This is a genomic window from Phenylobacterium sp. (genome assembly GCF_036723115.1).
In the GTDB taxonomy this organism is placed as follows: domain Bacteria; phylum Pseudomonadota; class Alphaproteobacteria; order Caulobacterales; family Caulobacteraceae; genus Phenylobacterium.
The window spans coordinates 26,751-48,904 of sequence record NZ_DAIMHV010000007.1 but is presented as its reverse complement, the minus strand read 5'-3'; the positions used below and the strand labels follow the sequence as shown (position 1 = coordinate 48,904).

The window sequence follows — 22,154 nt, the reverse complement described above, 5'->3', positions numbered from 1 at the left end:
CCCCGACAGCATCAGGGACCGGCGGTCGAACTCAGGAAACGCCACGGACAGGCTCAGGCGGCGGGCTTGACGAACCGCAGGGTCATGCGGTCGCTCTCGCCAATGGCGTCATACTTGGCGCGATCGAAGTCGGCGGGGGTCTGGCCGTCCTGGCCGGCGTTGCGGCGCACCGGCGGCAGGGTCCAGACGCCGAAGGGATGATCCTTGGTGTCGCGGGCGTTGGCGTTGATCTCGCTGGACTCGGCGAGCTGGAAGCCCGCCTTCTCGGCGGCGGCGACCACCGTGGCGGTGGCCACATAGCCGTCCCGCGCGCCCTCCACCTCCGGCCGCGGATCGGCCCGGTGCTCCTCCACGGCCAGGACGCCGCCCGGCTTCAGCACGGCGAAGAAGTCCGACAGGGCCTTGTCCAGCATGCCCTCGCGCCACATCCAGTTGTGGATGTTGCGGGCGGTGAGCACGAGGTCGGCCGAGCCCGGGGCGCCCAGGGGGGCGGAGGCCGCCCCGAAGCCCACATAGGTGACATCGCCGAAGACGGCGGCGTCGGCGTATTTGGCCTCGAAGGCCGCCCGCGCCCGGCGCGCGCCGTCCGAGAGGCTGGCGTCGTCCAGATCGGCCACGCCGGCCACATAGGACCCTTCGGTCCGGGCGGCGTAGGGGGCGAGGATTTCCGTCCAGTAGCCGCTGCCGGGCGAGATTTCGATCACGGTCTGGCCAGGCTTCAGGCCCCAGAAGACCAGGCTGTCATAGGGATTGCGCGCCTCGTCCCGGGCGCGGTGATCGTCGCTCCGCTGAGGTCCGGCGATGACCTCCTTGAGGACGACGTCTTCCGCCTGGGCGGCCGAGGCGAGCATCAGGGCCGAAAGGGCGCCGGCGATGGCGAGGGTGAACTTGTCGTGGATCATGGGTCGAGGCTCCGGCAAGTCGTGGGTGCGGTGACCCTAGAGGCCCTCGACGATCTGGCAAGGGAGTCTGGTCAAGCCGCCCCCTTGAAACCGGGCGCGCCGTCGCCAAATCGTAGAGCGAAGGCGCTGGATGTCCGGGCCTTCCGACCCTGGCGAGGCCAAGCTGGCTCGCCGCTGGTCGTTCTGATGCAACCTTGCTTCGTAAAGAAGGATGTGAACGAACATGCGTACCGTCGACTTCTCCCCCCTCTATCGCTCCGTCGTGGGCTTCGACCGACTGGCCGGCCTGCTGGAGACCGCCGCGGCCGATGCGGCCACCGGCTATCCCCCCTACAATATCGAGCGCACCGGCGATCACGACTACCGGATCGAGATCGCGGTGGCGGGCTTCCGCGCCGATGAGCTGAACATCGAGGTGAAGGAGAACCTCCTCACCGTTCAGGGCCGCAAGACCGCCAATGACGAGGCGCGCCGCTTCCTCCATCGCGGCCTGGCCGAGCGCGACTTCGAGCGCCGCTTCCAGCTGGCCGACTACGTGGTGGTGACCGACGCCAAGCTGGCCGATGGCCTGCTGTCCATCTCCCTGCGCCGCGAACTGCCGGAATCGCTGAAGCCGCGTCGCATCGAGATCGCCACCCAGGCCGGCCCCCTCATTGAGGGTGAAAAGGCCGCCTGAGCCCCCTCTCTCCCCGGGGTTTGAACCATCGAAGGGCGGCGCTGCGGCGTCGCCCTTTTTTCAGGGCGAGGCGCGAGCTTAAGCGCCGAGCTGGATGCCATAGGCCGTGGTCAGGTCCGCCCCGCGCAGAGAGGCGCCCTTGAGCACCGCGCCGGAGAAATCACAGCCGCGGACATCGGCGTCGTCCAGGATCACGGAGGTCAGGTCGGCCCCCTGGGCCTGGACGTAGCGCAGCTTGGCGTGATGCAGGTCGCCGCGATTGATCCGGTCGGCCGACAGGGGCAGCGGCCCCAGGATCGCCTCGCGCAGGTCGGCCTTCACGAGGCTGGCGCCGGCCAGGCGGGCCCCGCGCAGATCGGCGCCGCGAAGGTTCGCCCCGCGAAGGTCGGCCGCCTCCAGATTGGCGCCCTGAAGATGGGCTCCCGACAGGTCGAGCCCCACCATGATCGCGCCGCGGGCGCTCATCACCGACAGGCGCATGCCGCGCAGGCGCTGGTCGAGGGGCCGCAGGTCCGCGCCGTCGAAGCAGGCGGGCTTTCCCTCTCGTCCGCCGGTCTTGCACCAGGTCTGATTGGCCGCAGCCATCGCCAGCAGGTCGTCGGCCTGATCGAGCGCCTCCTGATCGGGCGCCCGCAGGCAGCCGTCGAAATTGGCGCCGGAGGTGCGGGCGGCGCGGATCTCAACCCCCGTCAGGACGGCGTCCACGAGCCGCGCGCCTTCCAGATTGGCGCCGGCCACATCGGCCCAGTCCATGATGGCGCCTTCGAGATTGGCGTCCTTGAGATTGGCGCGGCTGAGCTTGGCGCCGCGGAGGGAGCAGTCGGTGAAGTCGGTGGCGAAGGCCACCACCTCTTCAAGCTGGGAGCCTTCCAGATTGGCGCCCACCAGACGCGCCTCGCTGAGGTCGCCATTGCGCTGGTGGTGGGTGAGCGAGGCCAGCCCCTTGGAGGGATGGGGCACGGCGACCTGTCCGATGCGGAAGTCGGCCTGGGACAGATCGGCCTGGCTGAGATCGGCGCCGCGCAGACAGGCCCCGCGCAGATCGGCCCGCGTGAGATTGGCCCGCCGCAGATCGGCCTTGCGCAGGTCGCAGCCGAACAGGTTCGCCCGCTCCAGCCGGGCGCCGATGAGCTTCGCGCCGTTGAAGATCGAAGCCGACAGATCGGCGTCCCGAAGATCGCGACCCGACAGGTCCATGCCGCTGAAATCAATGAACTTCAGCGCCGCCAGCTTGCCGCCCGGGCGACCGCCGACGAAACGCTCGTGCGCCGCCAGCACCATGTCCAGCTCGCCCGCGGACAGGCGGCGACGACCGGAAAGTGCGACGGCGGGTGCGGCGGACAAGAGATGAACCTCGAACAGGGTTGAGCGAATGGGCTTGCGACCTATAGCCGCACAATACCGACCCAAGGGTTAAGCGACCGCCGATATTTCAGATGACGGAGTCGAGGCCTCGGGCGCCGGTTCGCCGGGCGCGGGTGATGTCCACCTGCTTGAGCTGGGCGCCGGTGAAATTGGCCCGCGACACGTCGGCCTCCACCAGGACGGCCTGGCGCAGGTCGGCGCGGGCGAGGTCCGTGTTCTTCAGCGCCGCCCCTGTCATGTTGCAGGGCATGAGTCGGTTGGACCCGATCAGCAGCGGCCCCATCTGGGCGTCGCGCAGGTCGGCGCCGGAGAGCTTGGCGTTGATCAGGCGGGCGCCGCGCAGATCGGCCCGGCGCAGGTTGCAGGCGCGTAGATCGGCGCCGTCGAGCTGCGCCCCCTGAAGCTGCACGCCTTCCATGTCCAGGCCGTAGAAGACCGCGCCCTTGGCCGAGAGCGCCGTGAGGTTGAATCCCCGGATCGTCTCCAGCGCCCGAAGATCGGCCTGATCGAAGACCGAGGGCCGACCCTCCGCCCCCCCTGTCTCGCACCAGCGGGCGTGTTCGCGGATCATGGTCTTGTAGGGCAGATCGGCCACCGCCGTTCCGGCCGGCGCATCGGTCAGCACGCCCTCCATCTCGGCCTTGCTGACATTCCAGGCGAAGGTCTTGGCGCCGACGAGAATGGCGTCGCGCAGATCGGCCCCGGCGAGATCGGCGCCCGACAGGTCGGCGCCCTGCAGATTGGCGCCGGACATGTTGGCCTGTTTCAGATTGGCCCGGACCAGCTTGGCGTCCTTGAGCACCGCGTCGGAAAAGTCCGCGCGGGCGGCCATGATCCCTGAGAGGCGCGAGCGTTCCAGATTGGCCCCGGCCAGGACGGCGCCCTGCACCTCGCCCGGCCGGGCCAGATGTTCCAGGATTCGCAGGCCCTGATCGCGGTCGGCCGCGGCGATGGAGCCTTCGCGCAGATCGGCCTCGAACAGGTCGGCGCCGGTGAGGTTGGCGCCGCGCAGGCAGGCGCCGCGCAGGTCCGACCGGCGCAGGGAGGCCTCGGTGAGATTGGCATTCTGCATGTCGCAGCCGAACAGATTGGCGTTGTCCAGGCGCGCGCCCTGGAGCTGGCACTCGTTCAGGCAGGCGCCGGTGAAATCCGCATCGGCCAGATTGCGGCCGCGCAGGTCCAGGCCCGTAAGATCCTTCCAGGCGAAGACCGCCCGGGCGCCGCCGGGGCGGGAGGTCCAGAGGCGGTCATGCTTGGCGCAGACAGCGTCCACCTCGCCCTGGGTCAGGCGCCGGAGTTCCGGAATCGAGGCGGGGCGGGCGAGCGACATCGTCTTGGGAATGGTGATCCTGCCACGACGCTAGCCCGACGAGATTAACGAGCCCCTTCCGCCCCTTAAGCGGCGCCTTCGGAGGACGGCCCGGACCGGGCCTTGGGCGTATAGGCGGCGTAGAGGCGCGCGGCCTGCGCCGCCATGATTCCCAGCCGAACCGCCACGCCGGCCTGGCGCAGCCGCTCCACGCCGCGCCCGTCGGCATAGGGCGAGGGATCGGCGCAGGCGATGACCACTTCGGCCACGCCGGCCTCCACCAGTCTCTGACCGCAGGACGCTGCGCCGGTGGACCGCTCCCCGCAGGGCTCGAGGGTCACATAGGCCTGCGCGCCCCGGGCGGCCTGGCCGGCGGCGGCCAGGGCCTGCTCCTCCGCATGGGGCCGCCCGCCCGGGGCCGTGGTCGCCTCGGCCAGGATGACGCCGTCCTTGGCGATCACGCAGCCCACGGACGGATTGTCGCCCGTCTGGCCCAGGCGCGCCTGCGCCAGGGCGATGGCCCGGCCCATCATCAGGGCGTCGTGGTCGCTCAAACCGGCGGCAGGGGCTGAGCGCGACCGGTGTCCAGATAGCGCGCCGAGCGGGGCTTCAATTCGGAATCCAGGTCGATCAGCAGGGGGTTTCCGGTGGGAATCTCCACCCCGATGATCTCCTCGTCGCCCAACCCGAAGAGCAGCTTGACGATGGCGCGCAGGGAGTTGCCGTGGGCGGCGATCAACAGGGTTTCGCCGGCCTTCAGCCGCGGGGCGATCTCCGCCGTCCAATAGGGCTCGACCCGGTCGAGCGTGGTCTTCAGGCTCTCGGTCAGGGGCAGCTGCGCGCCCGCATAGCGACGGTCGCCGGCGAAGTCATAGGCGCCGCCCTCGGCCAGGGGCGGCGGCGGCACGTCATAGGACCGGCGCCAGACCAGCACCTGATCCTCGCCGTGCTTGAGCGCGGTCTCGGCCTTGTTCAGGCCGGTCAGCCCGCCATAGTGGCGCTCGTTCAGGCGCCAGTCCTTGACCTCGGGCACATAGGCCTGGCCCGCGGCGGCCAGGGCCAGCCAGCTGGTGCGGATCGCCCGGGTCAGCACCGAGGTGAACACCCGGTCGACGGCCAGGCCCTCGGCCTTGATCAGCTCGCCGCCCTTGGTGGCCTGGGCCTCCCCCTCGGGCGTCAGGTCCACGTCCACCCAGCCGGTGAAGCGATTCTCCAGGTTCCACTGGCTCTGACCATGGCGAAGGAGGACGAGTTGGGGCACAGGGCATCTCCAGGCTTGCAGCGGCCCATCGGGCTAGGGCGACGGGGTCGGCGCGTCAAGGCGGACAAGTGTTGGACATGGTCCGGCCGCACGGGAAGGTCTATATGCGGCCCATGCTCGATCGCCTCTTCTTCCCGATTCTGGGTCTGGTGGCGGCCCTGACCGTGGGCCTGGCCCTGGTCTGGCCCCAGGGCCTGGGCGCCCGATCGCCGGCGCCGTTCGGCCATGACCCCGTCCTGCAGACGCCTGAGATGCAGGAGGCCATGCGGCGGCAGACCGAAGCCTCGCAGAACCGGCTGAACCAGGCGCGGGAGACCATGCGCGAACTTCAGTCCCAGCGGGTCCCCAACGGCTCATGAGCGCTCCGTTCGACGCCGTTTCCGTGGGCCGCCGGGTGCTGAACGCGGAGTCCGCCGCCCTGACCGCCCAGGCCGAGGCGCTGGGCGCGGACTTCAGCCGCGCGGTGGACGCCCTCTACGCCGCCAAGGGCCGCATCGCCTGCACCGGCATCGGCAAGTCCGCCCATGTGGCGCGCAAGATCGCCGCCACCTTCGCCTCCACCGGAGCGGCGGCCTTCTTCGTCCACGCCTCGGAGGCCAGCCACGGGGACCTGGGCATGATCGGCCAGGAGGACGTCATCCTGGCCCTGTCCAAGTCCGGCGAGACCAAGGAGCTGGCCGACGTGCTGGCCTACGCCAAGCGCTTCGCCATTCCGCTCATCGCCATCACCGCCGTGGCCGACAGCACGCTTGGGACGGCGGCCGACATCGTGCTGCAGCTGGCCGACACCCGTGAGGCCACCGCCGCGGTCAATGCGCCCACCACCTCCACCACCCTGCAGATCGCCATCGGCGACGCCCTGGCCGTCGCCCTGCTGGAACGGCGGGGCTTCACCGCCGGCGACTTCAAGACCTTCCATCCCGGCGGAAAGCTGGGCGCTATGCTGCGCACGGTGGGGGACCTGATGCACGGCCAGGGCGAACTGCCCCTCGTCCCGGGCGACGCCGCCATGCCCGAAGCCCTGCTGGTCATGACCGAGAAGCGCTGGGGCATCGTGGGCGTCACCGACAAGGCCGGCCGGCTGGTGGGGGCCATCACCGACGGCGACCTGCGCCGGCACATCGACGGGCTTCTAACCCACAGGGCCGAGGCGGTCATGACGCCTGGACCGCGCAAGACCGTGCCGCCGGCCATGCTGGCCTCCGAGGCCCTGGCCCTGATGAGCGATCCCGCCCCGGCGGTCACCGTCCTCTTCGTGGTGGAGAACGAGCGTCCGGTGGGCATTTTGCATATTCACGACCTGCTCCGGGCAGGCGTGATGTAGCAAGTGTCGCGAACCGAGGTTAGGACGTCTCGGTTCAGAAGACTGCAGGTTGTATTTCGCAGGGCGCGACCTCGCCGCCCCCCACTACTTCGGAGTTCCGATGCTGCCCACGCCCCGCGCCGACCTGATCCCCAACACCCTGGCCTATGAGACCGAGCCCCTGGTCAAGGCCACGGGCTTCCGGGAATATGACGCGCGCTGGCTGTTCGGGCCGGAGATCAATCTGCTGGGCGTGGAGGCCCTGGGCCTGGGCCTGGGCACGCTGATCCGGGAGATGGGCCAGACGAAGATCGTGGTGGGCCACGACTTCCGCTCCTATTCCCTGTCCATCAAGCAGGCCCTGACCCTGGGCCTGGTCTCGGCGGGGTGCGAGGTGCTGGACATCGGCCTGGCGCTTTCGCCCATCGCCTATTTCGCCCAGTTCGACCTGGACGCCCCCTGCGTAGCCATGGTGACGGCCAGCCACAACGAGAACGGCTGGACCGGCGTGAAGATGGGCGCCCAGCGCCCCCTCACCTTCGGCCCCGACGAGATGGGCCGGCTCAAGGAGATTGTGCTGTCCGGGACCTGGAAGACCGCGCCCGGCGGCAGCCTGACCCATGTGGCCGGGGTGGCCGAGCGCTATGTGGCCGACGTGGCCGACAAGGTGAAGCTCACCCGCCCCCTGAAGGTGGTCTGCGCCTGCGGCAACGGCACCGCCGGCGCCTTCGCCGCCGAGGCCCTGCGCCGCATGGGCGTGGCGGTGGTCTATGAGATGGACTGCGACCTCGACTGGTCCTTCCCCAAGTACAATCCCAATCCCGAAGACCAGGAAATGCTGCACGCCATGGCCGCGGCGGTGCGCGAATACGGCGCCGACATGGCCCTGGGCTTCGACGGCGACGGCGACCGCTGCGGGGTGGTGGATGACGAGGGCGAGGAGATCTTCGCCGACAAGATCGGCCTGATGCTGGCCCGGGACCTGTCGGCCCTGCACAAGGACGCCACCTTCGTGGTGGATGTGAAGTCCACCGGACTCTACGCCACCGACGAGGTGCTGAAGGCCAACGGCGCCACCACGGTCTATTGGAAGACCGGCCATTCCTACATCAAGCGTAAGACCGCCGAGCTGAAGGCCCTGGCCGGCTTCGAGAAGAGCGGCCACTTCTTCTTCAACGACCCCATCGGCCGCGGCTATGACGACGGGCTGGTGGCGGCGGCGGCCATCCTCTCCATGCTGGACCGCAACCCGGACAGGAAGCTGTCGGACCTGAAGAAGGCCCTGCCGGTGGCCTACACCTCGCTGACCATGTCCCCCCACTGCGCCGATGAGCAGAAGTATGGCGTGGTGGACAAGATCGTCGCCGAGTATCAGGCCCTGCGTGACCAGGGGGGCCAGATCCTGGGGCGGAAGATCATCGACCTGATCACCGTCAATGGCGTGCGCGTGGCCCTGGAAGACGGATCCTGGGTGCTGGTGCGCGCCTCGTCCAACAAGCCGGAAATCGTCGTGGTGGTGGAAAGCGCCGCGTCGGCCGACGACATGCGGGCCCTCTTCCATCAGGAGGTGAAGCCCCGCCTGGCCCAGCATCCGGAAGTGGGCGCCTACAACCAGGAAATCTGAGGTCCCATCGGACGCAGGCCTTCGGGCGGCGTCCGACGAGGTCGGATGACCGGTTCCCACACGTCAGGACGCGCTCTAGAGAGGTCACGCGGCGACGCCCTGCGGCGCCTGTCGCAGAGGTGACTCAAGCTTCGGGAAGCTGCCCATGCAAGTGGCGATGATCGGGACGGGCTATGTGGGCCTGGTGAGCGGGGCGTGCTTCGCGGACTTCGGCCATGTGGTGACGTGCATCGACAAGGATGCGGGCAAGATCGCGCGGCTGCGGGAGGGCGGCATCCCGATCTATGAGCCGGGGCTTGAGGGTCTGGTGGCGCGCAATGTGGCGGCCGGGCGGCTGTTCTTCGAGACCGAGGCGGCTGAGGCGGTGCGCCGGGCCGACGCGGTCTTCATCGCCGTGGGCACGCCCTCGCGCCGCGGCGACGGGCATGCGGACCTGTCCTATGTCTATGCGGCGGCCGAGGAGATCGCCGACCTGATGGACGGCTTCACTGTGGTGGTGACCAAGTCCACCGTGCCGGTGGGCACGGGCGATGAGATCGAGAAGATCATCCGGGCGCGGCGGCCCGAGGCCCAGTTCGCGGTGGTGTCCAACCCGGAATTCCTGCGCGAGGGGGCGGCCATCGAGGACTTCAAGCGCCCCGACCGGGTGGTGGTGGGTCTGGAGGACGAGCGCGCCCGTCCGGTGATGAGCGAACTCTACCGGCCCCTCTTCCTCAACGAGACGCCCATCGTCTTCACCGGCCGGCGGACGAGCGAGCTGATCAAGTATGCGGCCAACGCCTTCCTGGCCATGAAGATCACCTTCATCAACGAGATGGCCGACCTGTGCGAGGCCGTGGGCGCCGATGTGCAGCAGGTGGCCAAGGGCATCGGCCTGGACGGGCGGATCGGGTCGAAGTTCCTGAACGCCGGGCCGGGCTATGGCGGCTCCTGCTTTCCCAAGGACACGCTCGCCCTGGTGCGCACGGCCAGCGACTTCGGCGCGCCGGTGGAGCTGATCGAGACCACGGTGCGGGTCAATGACCGGCGCAAGAAGGCCATGGCGGCCAAGGTGATCGAGGCCATGGGCGGCGACGTCAAGGGCAAGCGGATCGGGGTGCTGGGCCTGACCTTCAAGCCCAATACGGACGACATGCGCGATGCGCCGAGCCTGGATATCATCCCGGCCCTGCAGGCGGCCGGCGCGCAGGTCACAGCCTATGATCCCGAGGGCGAGACCGAGGCCCGCCACCTGTTGCCGGGGGTGGACTTCGCAGCCGAACCCTATGCGGTGGCCAAGGGCGCCCAGGCCGTGGTGATCATCACCGAATGGGACGAGTTCCGGGCGCTGGACCTGGACCGGCTGAAGGCCGACATGGCCCGGCCCGTCCTGGTGGACCTGCGCAACATCTACAAGCCCGCCGATGTGCGTCAGCAGGGCTTCGACTATGTGAGCGTCGGGCGGCTTTAGCCCGTCGCCACGGCGATGGCGACGATTTGCTGAACGATCCAGACCGCGCCGGTCCAGAAGGCCACCGATAGGGCGGCGACGAAGGCCAGGCAGGCGATCGAATAGGATCCCTTGCTCAGGCCGCCCCGTCCACGCCCATGGCCACGCCCGGTCAGGGCGGTTTGGCGAGCCATGCGTTTCTCCCAGTCTATGACATCGCGCCGGTCGAGCGGCGCGAACATTACGATGCTGTCACAATCCGGGCGGCTTGGCCAGGGTTCCGATAACCTTGTTTCGGGGGCGCAGGATTCAGGCTGCGGCCTGGCGCACGACGCCGGCCAGCTCGTGGACCACGTCGAAGATGAGCTTCTCGTCGTCTCCCTCGGCCATGATGCGGATCAGCGGCTCGGTGCCCGAAGCCCGCACCAGCAGCCGGCCCGAGCCGTTCAGCCGCGCCTCGGCCTGGGCGATGGCGCCCTTGACCGTGTCGCTTTCCAGGGGCCGTCCCGATCCGAAGCGAACGTTTTCCAGCAGCTGAGGCACCGGCTCGAACTGACGCGCCAGGGCGCTCATGGGCTTGTCGGCCTCCTTGAGCACCGCCAGGACCTGGAGGGCCGCCAGAAGCCCGTCGCCGGTGGTGGAAAAGTCCGAGAGAATCACGTGGCCGGACTGCTCGCCGCCCAGGTTGAAGCCCCCCTCGCGCATGCGCATCATCACCGAGCGGTCGCCCACCGCGGTGCGTTCCAGGCGAAGGCCGCGTTGCCCGAGGAAGCGCTCGAGCCCCAGATTGGACATGACCGTGGCCACCACGCCGCCGCCGTTCAGCCGGCCGCGATCGGCCCAGTGGGCGGCGATCAGGGCCATGATCTGATCCCCGTCCACCACCCGGCCGGTCTCATCGCAGATCACCAGCCGGTCGGCGTCCCCGTCCAGGGCGATGCCGATGTCGGCCCGGTACTCCTTGACCATCTTGGCCATGGCCTCGGGGTGGGTGGACCCCACCTCGCTGTTGATGTTGAAGCCGTTGGGCTCGACGCCCAGCTTGATGACTTCCGCGCCCAGCTCATAGAGGGCGGTGGGCGCCACCTTATAGGCCGCGCCATTGGCGCAATCGATCACCACCCGCAGGCCGGCCAGGCTCAGCCGGCGGGGGAAGGTCGCCTTGGCGATCTCCACATAGCGGGCCTGGGAGTCGTCGATCCGGGCCACGCGGCCCAGGCTTTCCGGCGGGGCCAGCCGCTCTTCCAGCCCCTCGTCCATCAGGGCCTCGATCTCCAGTTCGCGTTCATCGGACAGCTTGTAGCCGTCCGGGCCGAACAGCTTGATGCCGTTGTCGGAGAAGGCGTTGTGCGAGGCGCTGATCATGACGCCCAGATCGGCGCGCATGGAGCGGGTCATCATGGCCACCCCCGGCGTCGGCATGGGGCCCAGCAGGCGCACATCCATACCCACGCTGGCGAAGCCCGCCACCAGGGCCGGTTCGATCATATAGCCCGACAGGCGGGTGTCCTTGCCGATCACCACCAGATGGCGTCGCTCGTCCCGGGACATGAAGACCTTGCCGGCGGCCATGCCCACCCGCAGGGCCACCTCGGCGGTCATGGGATATCGATTGGCTTCGCCGCGGATGCCGTCGGTTCCGAAATAGGCGCGCTTGGACATGGTCGGACTCTCGAAACGATCGGAAACCCAGATTTAGTCGACGCCGCGTTTGCGAATGTTAAAGGCGGCGCGGGGCGAAAGATAAGCCGCGTCGGCGCGGCCGACAAAAGACAGAGTGAGGTTGGCCCATGTGCGGGATCATCGGCATCGTCGGCAAGGCCCCCGTCCAGGATCGGCTGGTGGAGAGCCTGCTGCGCCTGGAGTACCGGGGCTATGACTCGGCCGGCATAGCCGGGGCCACCGCCCCCGGCAAGGTGGAGCGTCGCCGCGCCCAGGGGAAGATCCGCGCCCTGCAGGAGGTGCTGGCGCAGGATCCGCTGCACGCCAAGGTGGGGATCGGCCACACCCGCTGGGCCACCCACGGCGCCCCCTCGGAGCGCAACGCCCACCCGCATACGGCCGGACGGGTGACCCTGGTCCACAACGGCATCATCGAGAACTTCGCCGAGCTGCGCCGCGAACTGGAGAGCGAAGGCCGCACCTTCGAAAGCGATACCGACACCGAGGTCATCGCCCAGCTTCTGGACAGCCATCTGGCGCGCGGCCTCGCCCCCCTGGAGGCCTTGAAGGCCACCCTTGACCGCCTGACCGGCGCCTTCGCCCTGGCGGTGCTGGTCGCCGGCGAGGAGGACATGCTGCTGGGCGCCCGACGGGGCAGCCCCCTGGTGGTGGGCTATGGCCAGGACGAAATGTTCCTGGGATCCGACGCCCTGGCCGTGGGCCCCTTCACCAATCGCGTCGCCTATCTGGACGAGGGCGACTATGTGCGCATCGACCGCTCCGGCGCCCAGGTCTTCGACGCCGACGGCGCGCCGGTGAACCGCGAGGTCAAGCAGTTGGCGCAGGCCGCCGCCCTGGTGGAGCGCGGCAACTACCGGCACTTCATGGAGAAAGAGATCCACGACCAGCCCGAGGGCTGCCAGCGGACGATCTCGGCCTATGTGGACACCCTGACCAACCAGGTGGCGCCCCCCGGGGGCCTGGACTTCGCCGCCCTGGAGCGGGTCCAGATCGTAGCCTGCGGCACCTCCTATATCGCCGGCATGATCGGGCGCTATCTGATCGAACAACTGGCCGACCTTCCGGTGGACGTGGAGATCGCCTCGGAGTTCCGCTATCGCGAGCCTGCCTTGCGGCCCGGCGCCCTGGTAGTGGCCATGTCCCAGTCGGGCGAGACCGCCGACACCCTGGCGGCCCTGCGCTATTGCAAGGCGCGAGGGATGCGCAGCGCCGCCATCGTCAACGCGGTCGAATCGACCATCGCCCGGGAAGTGGACGTCGTCTGGCCCATCCATTGCGGCCCGGAGATCGGCGTAGCCTCCACCAAGGCCTTCACCGCCCAGGTCAGCGTGCTGATCGCCCTCGCCATCGCCGCGGCCAAGGCCCGCGGCCGCATCGACCAGGCCGAGGAAGCCAGGCTGGTCAAGGTGCTCATGGGCGCGCCCAGGCTGATGGCCGAGGCCATCGGGCTCGAGGACGCCATAAGCGCCATCGCCGCGGAGATCGCCAAGGCCAAGGACGTCCTCTATCTCGGCCGCGGCCCCATGTCGGCGCTGGCCCTGGAAGGGGCGCTGAAGCTTAAGGAAATCAGCTATATCCACGCCGAGGGCTATGCGGCCGGCGAGCTGAAGCACGGCCCTATCGCCCTGGTGGACGACCAGACGCCGATCATCATCCTGGCGCCCTATGACGCCTGGTTCGAGAAGTCCGCCTCGAACATGAGCGAGGTGATGGCCCGTGGCGGCCAGGTGGTGTTCATCACCGACACAGAGGGGGCCAAGCACGCGCCCGCCGGGGCGCGGGTGGTGGTCACCGCCCCTTCGTCCGACCCGCTGGTCTCGACCCTGGTCATGGCCGCGCCGATCCAGTTGCTCGCCTATCACGTGGCGGTTCAGAAGGGCGCCGACGTGGACCAGCCCAGGAACCTGGCCAAGTCCGTGACCGTGGAATAGCCCCGCAGTCAGGCTGCGGGGCTATGATCGTGCGACCTTAGGGGGCCGGGGGAGTCGTGCCGGTGGCCGGCGAGGTCGCGGCCGGGTCCATCATGGCCGGATCGTTCACCGGCGGGGGCGTCATGCCATCGGCCGGGGCGGTGGGATCCATGGGCGTGGCCGGCGTCATCGGGTCGGCGGGCGGCGGCGCGGCCATGGTGTCGGCGGGCATGGTGTCGGTGGTCTCGACCGTGTCGCGGTTGTCGGTGCAGGCCGCCAGGGCGCCCGCGGCGAAGAGGGCGGCGGCGCCGGCGGTCATCATGCGAATGTTCACGAGGGTTCACTCCCTGGGGTTGATTCCAGGGGGGTTAACGACCCTGGCCGCGCCTTGTTCCCAATTTCGTGATCGCGGAGTAGGCACATGGCCCGAAACGGGCGTCGTCACGGTTTGGCGGTGGATTTCGCGCCGGGGTTCGGCTAGAGCATCCTGCGCTCGGCCAGAGCCGGCCGGGTGGAAAACGCTAAAGATTCAAGGACTCCTGGACGCCGCTCGAACGGTTGGGCCGCGTTTCGGGCGCATGCGCCACGGCGAGAAGCGGAGACGGGAATGGGCGATCGGGTTCGCAAGGCGGTGCTGCCGGTGGCGGGATTGGGGACGCGGGTTCTGCCCGGCGCCAAGACCACGCCCAAGAACATGCTTAACATCGTCGATCGGCCGATCCTGTCCTACATCGTCGAGGAAGCCAGGGCCGCAGGCATCGAACACTTCGTGTTCATCGTCGGCCGCGGACAGGGCGCCATAGAGGACTATTTCGACTCAAACCCCGAGATCGAGGGCGCCTTGGAGGCCAAGGGCAAGACCGAGATCCTGGAGAGCGTTCGCCGCGACCTGCCCCGCCCCGGCGAGATGAGCTTCGTCCGTCAGATGGCCCCCCTGGGCCTGGGACATGCGGTCTGGTGCGCCCGCGACATCATCGGCGATGAGCCCTTCGCCGTGATCCTGCCCGACATGCTGATGGCCGCCGACACCCCGGCCCTGGCCCAGGCGGTGGCCGCCCACGACCAGGTGGGCGGCAATATCGTGGTGGTGGAGCCCGCGCCGGAGGGCGAGGCCCACAAGTACGGAATCGTCGATCTCGAAGGCTCCGAAGGCCGCCTCAACCGCATGCGGGGTATGGTGGAGAAGCCTGCGCCCGGAACCGAGCCGTCCAACCTCTTCATCAGCGGCCGTTATATCCTCCAGCCCGACATCTTCCCCCTGCTGGAAAAGCAGGGCAAAGGCGCCGGCGGCGAAATCCAGCTCACCGACGCCATGGCCGAACTGATGAAGGTCCAACCCTTCCACGCCCTGGAATATGAAGGCCAGACCTTCGACTGCGGCGACAAGATCGGCCTGCTGCGGGCCAATGTGGCCTTCGCCCTGCGTCGTCCGGACCTGGCCGAGGCCGCCCGCAAGGCGATCGCCGAGCTGCTGTAGGGGACGAAGCCCCGCCGACGACGCTTTCGCAGACCTCGCGCGTTTGTTAGCCCTGTAGGGGCGACAAACACGTACGGATCGGAGCGGCGATGCGCGTACTCATTCTTGGCGGCGATGGATTCTGCGGCTGGCCCACGGCCCTGCATCTGTCGGCGCGCGGCCACGACGTGGCCATTGTGGACAACCTGTCGCGCCGTCGGATCGACGATGAGCTGGGGGTGCAATCCCTCACACCCATCGGCGGTATCGAGGCGCGGATCGCGGCCTGGCACGAGGTGTCGGGGCGGCGGATCGACTTCCACGACATCACGGTGGGCAAGGACTACGAGGCCCTTCTGGCCCTGCTCTTGGAGTGGCGGCCAGATTCGGTTGTACATTTCGCCGAACAGCGCGCCGCGCCCTATTCGATGAAGTCGGCCCAGCACAAGCGCTACACGGTCGACAACAATCTGAACGCCACCAACGACATCCTGGCGGCCATCGTCGATTCAGGCCTGGATATCCACCTGGCCCACCTGGGCACCATGGGGGTGTATGGCTACGGCACGGCCGGGGCGGCGATTCCCGAGGGCTATCTGACGGTCAAGATCGAGACGCCGGCCGGCTGGGTGGAGCGGGAAATCCTCTATCCCGCCAATCCGGGGTCGATCTATCACATGACCAAGACCCAGGACGCCCTGCTCTTCCAATTCTACGCCAAGAACGATCACCTGCGGATCACCGATCTGCACCAGGGGATCGTCTGGGGGACCCAGACCGAGGAGACCCGCAAGGACGAGCGGCTGATCAACCGATTCGACTATGACGGCGATTACGGCACGGTTCTGAACCGGTTCCTGATGCAGTCGGCGGTGGGCTATCCGCTGACCATCCACGGGGCAGGGGGCCAGACCCGGGCCTTCATCCACATCCAGGACACGGTCCGCTGCGTGGAGCTGGCCCTGAAGAACCCGCCAGCCCGCGGCGACCGCGTCAAGGTGATGAACCAGATGACCGAAACCTGGCGGGTGCGGGATCTGGCCCAGATGATCGCCCGGCTGACCGGGGCGGAGGTCACCCACCTGGCCAATCCCCGGGCCGAGGCCGACGAGAACGACCTGGTGGTCGAGAACAGGTGCCTCCTCGACTACGGCCTGCGCCCCATCACCCTGGAAGACGGCCTGCTGATGGAGGTGGCCGAGATCGCCAAGGCCTATGCCGGTCGCGCCGACCTCTCCAAGATCCCGTGCGTCTCGCACTGGAACGCCGAGCGCGCGGCCGCCGCCACGGCGGCGGCCAAGGCCGTGGCGGCGGAATAGAGGTCCGTGGCGCGTCGCCTGCTGATCTTCGGCTACGGATTCTCCGGCGCGGCTTTCGCCCGCCGGATGTCCCGGCAGGGGTGGAGCGTGGCGGCGACCCATCGTCGTGCGGAGGACGCCGGGCGGCTCGCCGCGGACGGCGTCGTCCCGGTGTGGTTGCAGGACAGGGCGGCTCTGGCCCGAGAAACCGCAGCGGCCGAGGCGGTGCTGGTCACCGCCCCGCCGGACGCTGAGGGATGTCCCGGACTGCGGACCCTGGTTCCGGTCATGGCGCGCACCGGAGCCTTTCCCGACTGGCTGGGCTATCTGTCCACCACCGGCGTCTATGGCGACCGGCAGGGCGGCTGGGTGTTCGAGACCAGTCGGATCGCCGCCCAGTCCATGGAAGGCGCCAGGCGGGCCGCCGCTGAGCGGGATTGGCTGCAGGTGGGCGCCGGAATGGGGCTGACCGTGGCCATTTTCCGCCTGCCGGGCATCTATGGCCCCGGCCGCTCCACCCTGGACCGGGTGCGCGAAGGCCGTGCGCGCCGAATCTCCAGCCCCGGCCAGGTCTTTTCGCGCATCCATGTGGAGGACCTGGCCAAGGGTCTGGCCGCCTCCCTGGCCAGACCCAGAGCCGGCGCCATCTACAATCTCTGCGACGACGAACCGGCGCCCAACAGCCAGGTGATCGCCCACGCCGCGGCGTTGCTCAGCCAGGCGCCGCCGCCGGAAATCCCGCTGGCGGAGGCCAGACTGCCACCCCAGGCTCAGCGCTTTTATGCCGAGACCAAACGCGTCTCCAACGCCCGGGCCAAGGCGGAGCTGGGCTGGCGCCCGCTCTATCCGACCTATCGCGAGGGCCTTGGCGCCATTCTTCAGGCCGGCGGCTGAGCCAGTTCCTCCACGGCCTGAATCATCCGCGCCAAATCCTGCGGGCGCGACAGGCGATGGTCGCCATCCTTGATCAGATGGAAGACCACGTCGCTCCCGTTCAGCCCCTGGGCCAGTTCCAGCGCGTGACGCCAGGGCACGTCGGGATCAGCGCCGCCCTGAAGAATCCGCGTGGGGACCTCGATAGGGACCGGCCCCGGCAGGATCGACCAGCGGGCGCCGTCCTCCAGCAGGGCGCGGGTGATGGGATAGGGCTCGCCATAGTCTGAGGGGCGCATCCAGACGCCGTCTGTTTCCAGAGCCAGGCGCGCCGGGCCGTCGATCTCAGGTCCCATGAGCTTTTCGGTGAAATCCGGCGCGGGGGCGATCAGGACCAGCCCCTTCACCGCCTGGGGTCGCACCATGGCCGCCAGGCAGGCGATCCAGCCGCCCATGGAGGAGCCCACGGGAATCACCGGCCCCGGCGCCAGTTCGTCGAGCACGGCCAGGGCGTCGTCCCGCCAGCGGGTAATCGTTCCGGCCTCGAAGGCGCCGTCAGACTCCCCATGGCCGAAATAGTCGAAGCGCACATAGGCCTGGCCATGGGCGCCGGCCCATTCGGCCAGGGCCTGCGCCTTGGTTCCGGCCATGTCGGAGCGGAAACCGCCCATCCACACCACGGCCGGGCCTCGCCCCGCCACGCGTCGCCAGGCCAGTCGCGCACCGTCCGGGCGCTTCAGAAAGCCGCTCTCTTCCATCATGCCCTCCCTTTAGAACAGGATCGGCCGACAGGGTAACGGTCTGCCGGACGTGCGGGGTTTACCCGCCTGCGTTCTGCGCTATGCAGGGTCCCGTGACCTTGCCCGCCGACTTCACGTTGCTGCAGGTGGTGCCCGAGCTCGACACGGGCGGCGCCGAGCAGACAACCCTCGACGTCGCCCAGGCGGTGGTGCGCGCCGGCGGCAAGGCCCTGGTGGCGACCCGGGGCGGTCGCATGGCCTCGCGCCTGCTGGCCGATGGCGGGCGCCTGGCCGAGATGCCGGTGCAGAGCAAGAATCCCCTGGTCATGCTGGGCAACGCCGCCCGGCTGGTGGACCTGATCCGCTCGGAGAAGGTCAGCCTGGTTCACGCCCGCTCGCGCGCCCCGGCTTTTTCGGCGCTGTGGGCGGCCCAGGCCACCAAGACCCCGTTCGTGGCCACCTATCACGGGGTCTATCACGCCCGCAGCGGGCTGAAGCGCTGGTACAACGCCGTCATGACCCGCGGCGACCTGGTGATCGCCAATTCCAACTTCACCCGCGACCATGTGCTGGGGGAACATGCCGTCCCCCCCGAGCGGATGGTCAGCATCCCCCGGGGCGTCGATCTCGCCCGGTTCAATCCGTCGGCTGTGGGCTGCGACCGGGTGGAGGCCCTGCGGCGGGCCTGGGACCTGCCAGAGGACACCTCTCTCACCACCTTCATCCTCGCCGCCCGCCTGACGCGCATCAAGGGCCACGGGCCGGTGATCGAGGCCGCCGCGGGCCTCAAGGCCGAGGGCCGCACCGACTTCCGCCTGGTGCTGGTGGGGGATGATCAGGGCCGAACCGACTACCGCAAGAGCCTGGAGGCCCAGATCGCCGCGGCGGGGCTGGAGGGCATGGTGCGACTGGTCGGTCATTGCGACGACATGCCCGCGGCCTATCTTCTGGGGGACGCCGCCATCCTGCCTTCCGTCGTGCCGGAGTCCTTCGGGCGCACCGCGGTGGAGCCCCAGGTCATGGGCCGCCCCGTTCTGGCGTCCGAACTGGGCGGCATGATCGAAACGGTGATTCCCGGAGAGACGGGGTGGCTGATCAAGCCCGGCGACGCGGAGGCCTGGACAGCCGGCTTGCGCCGCGCCATCGAAGCCGGCCCCGCGCGACTGGCGGCCATGGGTCAGGCCGCGGCGCTGCGGGCGAGACGCCTCTACTCGGTGGACGCCATGTGCGCGGCCACCCTTGAGGCCTATGAGCGCGTTCTGGAGAGCCGAGCCTGATGGCCCGCGAGATCAAGAAGGTTTTGGTCATCAAGCTGTCGGCCATGGGCGACTTCATCCTCGCCTTCGCCGCGGCCAAGAAGATTCGCGAGGCCCATCCCCGCGCCCGCATCACCCTGCTGACCACGCCGCCCTTCGAGGCGCTGGCCAAGCTCTGCCCCTATTTCAATGAGGTGGAGACCGACGGCCGGCCCGAAGGCCTCACCCAGTGGCTGACCCTGGTGGGACGCCTGCGCCAAGCCCGCTACGACCGGGTCTATGACCTGCAGACCTCGTCGCGCTCCAGCATGATCTTCCACGGGCTTCAGCCCTTTGCGCCGGAGTGGTCGGGGGTGGCCCTGGGCTGCGCCCTGCCCCACCGCAATTCCCGGCGCGACCGGATGCACACGCTTGAGCGGCACGCCGACCAGCTGAAGGCCGCAGGAATCTGGCCCGACGCGCCCACTGAGCCGGGTTCGGCGCCGGGACCCGACGTCTCCTGGATCCTGCGCAAGATGCCGGCCGAGCGGCCGGTGGCCGGCGGCATCCAGCCCCGGCCCTATGTGCTGATGGCGCCGGGCGGCTCGGCGCACCGGCCCGAGAAGCGCTGGCCGGTGGAGGCCTATGGCCAGCTGGCGCGTAATCTCTATGACGCCGGCTTCGACATCGTGATCATCGGCGGCCCGCAGGAAAGCGCCCTGGCCCGCGCCATCCAGAAGGATGTGGGCAAGGCCCGCGACCTGACCGGCCGCACCGATCTGGCCCGCATCGCCATGCTGGGCGCCAAGGCAGCCCTGGTGGTGGGCAACGACACCGGCCCCGTCCATCTGGCCGCCGCCGCCGGGCCGCCGACCATCGTGCTGTTCTCCAAGGCGTCGGATCCGATTCTCTCGGCCCCCCGCGGACATGTGGCCGTCCTGCAGGCCGACGACCTGGCGGAGATGCCGGTGGCCCAGGTGATGCAGGCCGCCCGCGCCCTGACTCCCTTTCCGGGCGGGCGCGATGCTTGATCGCGCGGGGCGCCTTCTTCATATAGTCTGACAGGATATGGCCCGTGGGGGAGCTTCGGCTCGTCCCGGCCGTTCTGCCGAAACAACCTTAGGAGCTTTGCCTATTCGTCGCCCCATGCAGGCGCCGCCCCAGAAAGAAGGGCCGCGCATCAACGAGGACATCCGCGTTCCGCGCGTTCTGCTCATCGACCAGTCCGGTGAAAAGCAGGGCGTGATGCCGACATCGGCCGCCCTGGAAGCCGCCGCGGAGGTCGGGCTCGATCTCGTGGAGATCGTGCCGAACGCTGATCCGCCCGTGTGCAAGATTCTGGACTACGGCAAGTTCAAGTTCCAGGAACAGAAGAAGAAGAACGAAGCGCGCAAGCGCCAGAAGGTGGTGGAGATCAAGGAGATCAAGCTCCGCCCCAACATCGATACGCACGACTACGAGGTGAAGTCGCGCTCGATGCACCGCTTCTTCGAAGAAGGCGACAAGGTCAAGGTGACGCTGCGGTTCCGCGGCCGCGAACTGGCCCACCCCGAGCTCGGCATGAAGCTGCTGCAAAAGGTGAAGGCTGACTTCGAGGACGTCGCCAAGGTCGAGTACGAGCCCCGCATGGAAGGCCGTCAGATGATCATGATCCTGGCGCCGCGCTGAGGATCAGAGAACCTGCGAGACCATGGAAAGGGCCGGCGGCGACGCCGGCCCTTTCTTTGTATCCCAGGCTGGCGTCCGCCCCCCGCGACCCATCGGGATTCGCCGGAGAGCGGCCCGTAAGCGACACCTCGTTCAATTCTTCGGCGGCGTCAGAAATGGGTGAAGAAGTCCCCTTGCGACCTTGACGGGAGAGGCCTAACACCGCGGCCATGTTGGGGACTGCGCGAGGCGCGGCGACTCCGTCCGCTTTGGCCGCGCCGTCGCTGATCGCCGTCATTTTTATCAATATGCTCGGTTTCGGGATCATCGTCCCGTTGCTGCCCTTCTACGCCAAGTCGTTCAACGCTCCGGCCTGGCAGATCGCCCTGATCTTCTCGGCCTATTCGGCCGGCGCCTTCTTCGGCGAGCCCTTCTGGGGCCGGCTGTCGGACCGCTACGGTCGCAAGCCGCTGCTGATCAGCACAATCACCGGCAACTGCCTGTGCTATCTGGCGCTGGCCTTCGCCCCCAATGTCTGGGTGGCGCTCGCGGTGCGGTTCCTGGGGGGACTGGCCAGCGGCAACGGCTCGGTGATCCAGGGCTATATCGCCGACGTCACACCGCCCGAGAAGCGCGCCCGCCGCATGGCCCATATGGGAGCGGCCTGGAATGTGGGGCTGATCGTCGGTCCCTCGGTGGGCGGGGTCTTCGCCCACCCCGAGGCCGGACACCTGGGCTTCCGCCTGCCCCTGCTCATCGCCTCGGGCCTGGCGGCGGCCTCGGCCCTGTCCATCGTCTTCTTCATCCGCGAAAGCCGCGCCCGTCAGGAAGTGTTCGAGCACCAGCCCAGCCGCTGGTCGGCCATCGGTGAGGCGGTGGGACACCCCGTGGTAGGGCGGCTGATGCTGCTCACCTTCATCGTGGGCTTCGCCTTCACCGGGGTGGAATCGATCTTCGGTCTCTGGACCCAGGCCCGTTTCGACTGGGGTCCGCGGGAGATCGGGGTGTGTTTCGCCTTCACCGGGGTCTTCGCCGCGGTGACCCAGATGTTCATCACCGGGCGGCTGTCGGAGCGCTACGGAGAAGGCCCCATGCTGGCGGTCGGCATGATCCTGACCATGATCAGCGCGGCCCTGCAGCCCTTCGCCCCCAACGGCGCGGTGGTCATCGCCCTGATGTGCGCCATGGCCGTGGGTCAGTCGGTGGCCTTCCCCAATGTGGGAGCCCTGATCTCGCGCACCGCGGACCCCTCCCGCACGGGCCAGATCCTGGGTCTGAACAACGCCATGGGCGCCCTGGCCCGGGTGGTCGGCCCCCTGTGCGCGGGCCTGGCCTTCGCCGGGGTGACCATCAACGGCCCCTTCTTCCTGGCGGCCTTCGCCATGGCCCCGGCCATCTGGCTGGCCCTGTCGGCCAGCCGCCGGGCGCCGGCCTTCGCCAGCA

Annotated in this window: 22 protein-coding genes; 13 read left to right on the top strand and 9 right to left on the bottom strand. The window is 68.8% G+C overall.

Features of this window, described 5'->3' with window-relative positions; translation table 11 throughout:
• Positions 1-53: 53 nt before the first annotated feature.
• The gene (locus V7D28_RS01895) at positions 54-902 is read right to left on the bottom strand and encodes a class I SAM-dependent methyltransferase (RefSeq protein WP_333585658.1); all 849 of its coding nucleotides are present in this window, start codon (positions 900-902) and stop codon (positions 54-56) included.
• Positions 903-1,125: 223 nt separating this feature from the next.
• Here V7D28_RS01895 and V7D28_RS01890 point away from each other — a divergent pair, with 223 nt between their 5' ends.
• Positions 1,126-1,578 (top strand): Hsp20 family protein, encoded by a 453-nt coding sequence (locus V7D28_RS01890; protein ID WP_333585657.1) that lies wholly within the window; start codon positions 1,126-1,128, stop codon positions 1,576-1,578.
• A gap of 78 nt (positions 1,579-1,656) precedes the next feature.
• Here the strand turns inward: V7D28_RS01890 and V7D28_RS01885 are convergent, their stop codons facing one another.
• The 4 genes from V7D28_RS01885 to gpmA form a co-directional block, all read right to left on the bottom strand.
• The gene (locus V7D28_RS01885) at positions 1,657-2,922 is read right to left on the bottom strand and encodes a pentapeptide repeat-containing protein (RefSeq protein WP_333585656.1); all 1,266 of its coding nucleotides are present in this window, start codon (positions 2,920-2,922) and stop codon (positions 1,657-1,659) included.
• 88 nt (positions 2,923-3,010) lie between these two features.
• Positions 3,011-4,273 carry a pentapeptide repeat-containing protein gene (locus V7D28_RS01880; RefSeq protein WP_333585655.1) on the bottom strand — a complete coding sequence of 421 codons (1,263 nt, stop codon included), beginning with the start codon at positions 4,271-4,273 and terminating at the stop codon, positions 3,011-3,013.
• 65 nt (positions 4,274-4,338) lie between these two features.
• Positions 4,339-4,806 (bottom strand): deaminase, encoded by a 468-nt coding sequence (locus tag V7D28_RS01875; protein WP_333585654.1) that lies wholly within the window; start codon positions 4,804-4,806, stop codon positions 4,339-4,341.
• Positions 4,803-5,513, bottom strand: coding sequence for a 2,3-diphosphoglycerate-dependent phosphoglycerate mutase (gene gpmA, locus V7D28_RS01870; protein WP_333585653.1), 711 nt, complete (start codon positions 5,511-5,513; stop codon positions 4,803-4,805). Before gpmA ends, V7D28_RS01875 begins: the two co-directional genes overlap by 4 nt.
• Before the next feature lie 77 nt (positions 5,514-5,590).
• Between gpmA and V7D28_RS01865 the strand changes: the two genes are divergently transcribed.
• From V7D28_RS01865 to V7D28_RS01850, 4 genes are all read left to right on the top strand, one after another.
• On the top strand, positions 5,591-5,872 hold the full coding sequence (locus V7D28_RS01865; protein ID WP_333585660.1) for a hypothetical protein: 282 nt from the start codon (positions 5,591-5,593) through the stop codon (positions 5,870-5,872).
• Positions 5,869-6,837, top strand: coding sequence for a KpsF/GutQ family sugar-phosphate isomerase (locus tag V7D28_RS01860; protein WP_333585652.1), 969 nt, complete (start codon positions 5,869-5,871; stop codon positions 6,835-6,837). Before V7D28_RS01865 ends, V7D28_RS01860 begins: the two co-directional genes overlap by 4 nt.
• A gap of 100 nt (positions 6,838-6,937) precedes the next feature.
• Positions 6,938-8,440, top strand: a complete 1,503-nt coding sequence (locus V7D28_RS01855; RefSeq protein ID WP_333585659.1) for a phosphomannomutase/phosphoglucomutase — start codon at positions 6,938-6,940, stop codon at positions 8,438-8,440.
• A gap of 145 nt (positions 8,441-8,585) precedes the next feature.
• Positions 8,586-9,890 (top strand): UDP-glucose dehydrogenase family protein, encoded by a 1,305-nt coding sequence (locus tag V7D28_RS01850; protein ID WP_333585651.1) that lies wholly within the window; start codon positions 8,586-8,588, stop codon positions 9,888-9,890.
• Here the strand turns inward: V7D28_RS01850 and V7D28_RS01845 are convergent.
• Both V7D28_RS01845 and glmM read right to left on the bottom strand, forming a co-directional pair.
• Entirely contained in the window at positions 9,887-10,063 is a 177-nt protein-coding gene (locus V7D28_RS01845) for a hypothetical protein (RefSeq protein WP_333585650.1), read from the bottom strand. The two genes, V7D28_RS01850 and V7D28_RS01845, sit on opposite strands and share 4 nt — an antisense overlap.
• A 115-nt stretch (positions 10,064-10,178) precedes the next feature.
• Complete coding sequence (glmM, locus tag V7D28_RS01840; RefSeq protein ID WP_333585649.1) at positions 10,179-11,531, bottom strand: phosphoglucosamine mutase; 1,353 nt, start codon at positions 11,529-11,531, stop codon at positions 10,179-10,181.
• A 128-nt stretch (positions 11,532-11,659) separates the two neighbouring features.
• Between glmM and glmS the strand changes: the two genes are divergently transcribed.
• Entirely contained in the window at positions 11,660-13,483 is a 1,824-nt protein-coding gene (gene glmS, locus V7D28_RS01835) for a glutamine--fructose-6-phosphate transaminase (isomerizing) (RefSeq protein WP_333585648.1), read from the top strand.
• Between the two features lie 37 nt (positions 13,484-13,520).
• Here the strand turns inward: glmS and V7D28_RS01830 are convergent, their stop codons facing one another.
• Entirely contained in the window at positions 13,521-13,796 is a 276-nt protein-coding gene (locus V7D28_RS01830) for a hypothetical protein (protein ID WP_333585647.1), read from the bottom strand.
• A gap of 273 nt (positions 13,797-14,069) precedes the next feature.
• On the opposite strand from V7D28_RS01830, the gene V7D28_RS01825 reads away from it, so the two are divergent.
• From V7D28_RS01825 to V7D28_RS01815, 3 genes are all read left to right on the top strand, one after another.
• Positions 14,070-14,939, top strand: coding sequence for a UTP--glucose-1-phosphate uridylyltransferase (locus tag V7D28_RS01825; protein ID WP_333585646.1), 870 nt, complete (start codon positions 14,070-14,072; stop codon positions 14,937-14,939).
• A gap of 89 nt (positions 14,940-15,028) precedes the next feature.
• Positions 15,029-16,237: an NAD-dependent epimerase/dehydratase family protein gene (locus V7D28_RS01820; protein ID WP_333585645.1), complete on the top strand. Its 1,209-nt coding sequence runs from the start codon at positions 15,029-15,031 to the stop codon at positions 16,235-16,237.
• Between the two features lie 6 nt (positions 16,238-16,243).
• Complete coding sequence (locus V7D28_RS01815; protein WP_333585644.1) at positions 16,244-17,110, top strand: SDR family oxidoreductase; 867 nt, start codon at positions 16,244-16,246, stop codon at positions 17,108-17,110.
• On the opposite strand, the gene V7D28_RS01810 is transcribed toward V7D28_RS01815, so the two are convergent.
• A complete protein-coding gene (locus V7D28_RS01810; protein WP_333585643.1) occupies positions 17,095-17,850 on the bottom strand; it encodes an alpha/beta fold hydrolase in 756 nt (251 codons plus the stop codon). The genes V7D28_RS01815 and V7D28_RS01810 overlap by 16 nt on opposite strands.
• A 92-nt stretch (positions 17,851-17,942) precedes the next feature.
• Here V7D28_RS01810 and V7D28_RS01805 point away from each other — a divergent pair, with 92 nt between their 5' ends.
• The 4 genes from V7D28_RS01805 to V7D28_RS01790 form a co-directional block, all read left to right on the top strand.
• On the top strand, positions 17,943-19,106 hold the full coding sequence (locus V7D28_RS01805) for a glycosyltransferase family 4 protein (RefSeq protein ID WP_333585642.1): 1,164 nt from the start codon (positions 17,943-17,945) through the stop codon (positions 19,104-19,106).
• Complete coding sequence (locus V7D28_RS01800) at positions 19,106-20,095, top strand: glycosyltransferase family 9 protein (protein WP_333585641.1); 990 nt, start codon at positions 19,106-19,108, stop codon at positions 20,093-20,095. The genes V7D28_RS01805 and V7D28_RS01800 overlap by 1 nt, the downstream gene beginning before the upstream one ends.
• Positions 20,096-20,210: 115 nt before the next feature.
• Positions 20,211-20,732: a translation initiation factor IF-3 gene (gene infC, locus V7D28_RS01795; RefSeq protein WP_333585640.1), complete on the top strand. Its 522-nt coding sequence runs from the start codon at positions 20,211-20,213 to the stop codon at positions 20,730-20,732.
• Between the two features lie 248 nt (positions 20,733-20,980).
• Positions 20,981-22,154: MFS transporter (locus V7D28_RS01790; protein WP_333585639.1), on the top strand; the 1,174-nt coding region annotated here is incomplete at its 3' end.

Excerpts from the sequence above, each read along its gene's own strand:
- V7D28_RS01860 (WP_333585652.1), top strand. The coding sequence starts at position 5,869 with ATGAGCGCTCCGTTCGACGCCGTTTCCGTGGGCCGCCGGGTGCTGAAC.
- infC (WP_333585640.1), top strand. The coding sequence starts at position 20,211 with ATGCAGGCGCCGCCCCAGAAAGAAGGGCCGCGCATCAACGAGGACATC.
- V7D28_RS01850 (WP_333585651.1), top strand. The coding sequence starts at position 8,586 with ATGCAAGTGGCGATGATCGGGACGGGCTATGTGGGCCTGGTGAGCGGG.
- V7D28_RS01810 (WP_333585643.1), bottom strand. The coding sequence starts at position 17,850 with ATGATGGAAGAGAGCGGCTTTCTGAAGCGCCCGGACGGTGCGCGACTG.
- V7D28_RS01820 (WP_333585645.1), top strand. The coding sequence starts at position 15,029 with ATGCGCGTACTCATTCTTGGCGGCGATGGATTCTGCGGCTGGCCCACG.
- V7D28_RS01865 (WP_333585660.1), top strand. The coding sequence starts at position 5,591 with ATGGTCCGGCCGCACGGGAAGGTCTATATGCGGCCCATGCTCGATCGC.
- glmM (WP_333585649.1), bottom strand. The coding sequence starts at position 11,531 with ATGTCCAAGCGCGCCTATTTCGGAACCGACGGCATCCGCGGCGAAGCC.
- V7D28_RS01800 (WP_333585641.1), top strand. The coding sequence starts at position 19,106 with ATGGCCCGCGAGATCAAGAAGGTTTTGGTCATCAAGCTGTCGGCCATG.
- V7D28_RS01890 (WP_333585657.1), top strand. The coding sequence starts at position 1,126 with ATGCGTACCGTCGACTTCTCCCCCCTCTATCGCTCCGTCGTGGGCTTC.
- V7D28_RS01825 (WP_333585646.1), top strand. The coding sequence starts at position 14,070 with ATGGGCGATCGGGTTCGCAAGGCGGTGCTGCCGGTGGCGGGATTGGGG.
- V7D28_RS01845 (WP_333585650.1), bottom strand. The coding sequence starts at position 10,063 with ATGGCTCGCCAAACCGCCCTGACCGGGCGTGGCCATGGGCGTGGACGG.
- V7D28_RS01880 (WP_333585655.1), bottom strand. The coding sequence starts at position 4,273 with ATGTCGCTCGCCCGCCCCGCCTCGATTCCGGAACTCCGGCGCCTGACC.
- V7D28_RS01895 (WP_333585658.1), bottom strand. The coding sequence starts at position 902 with ATGATCCACGACAAGTTCACCCTCGCCATCGCCGGCGCCCTTTCGGCC.
- V7D28_RS01855 (WP_333585659.1), top strand. The coding sequence starts at position 6,938 with ATGCTGCCCACGCCCCGCGCCGACCTGATCCCCAACACCCTGGCCTAT.
- glmS (WP_333585648.1), top strand. The coding sequence starts at position 11,660 with ATGTGCGGGATCATCGGCATCGTCGGCAAGGCCCCCGTCCAGGATCGG.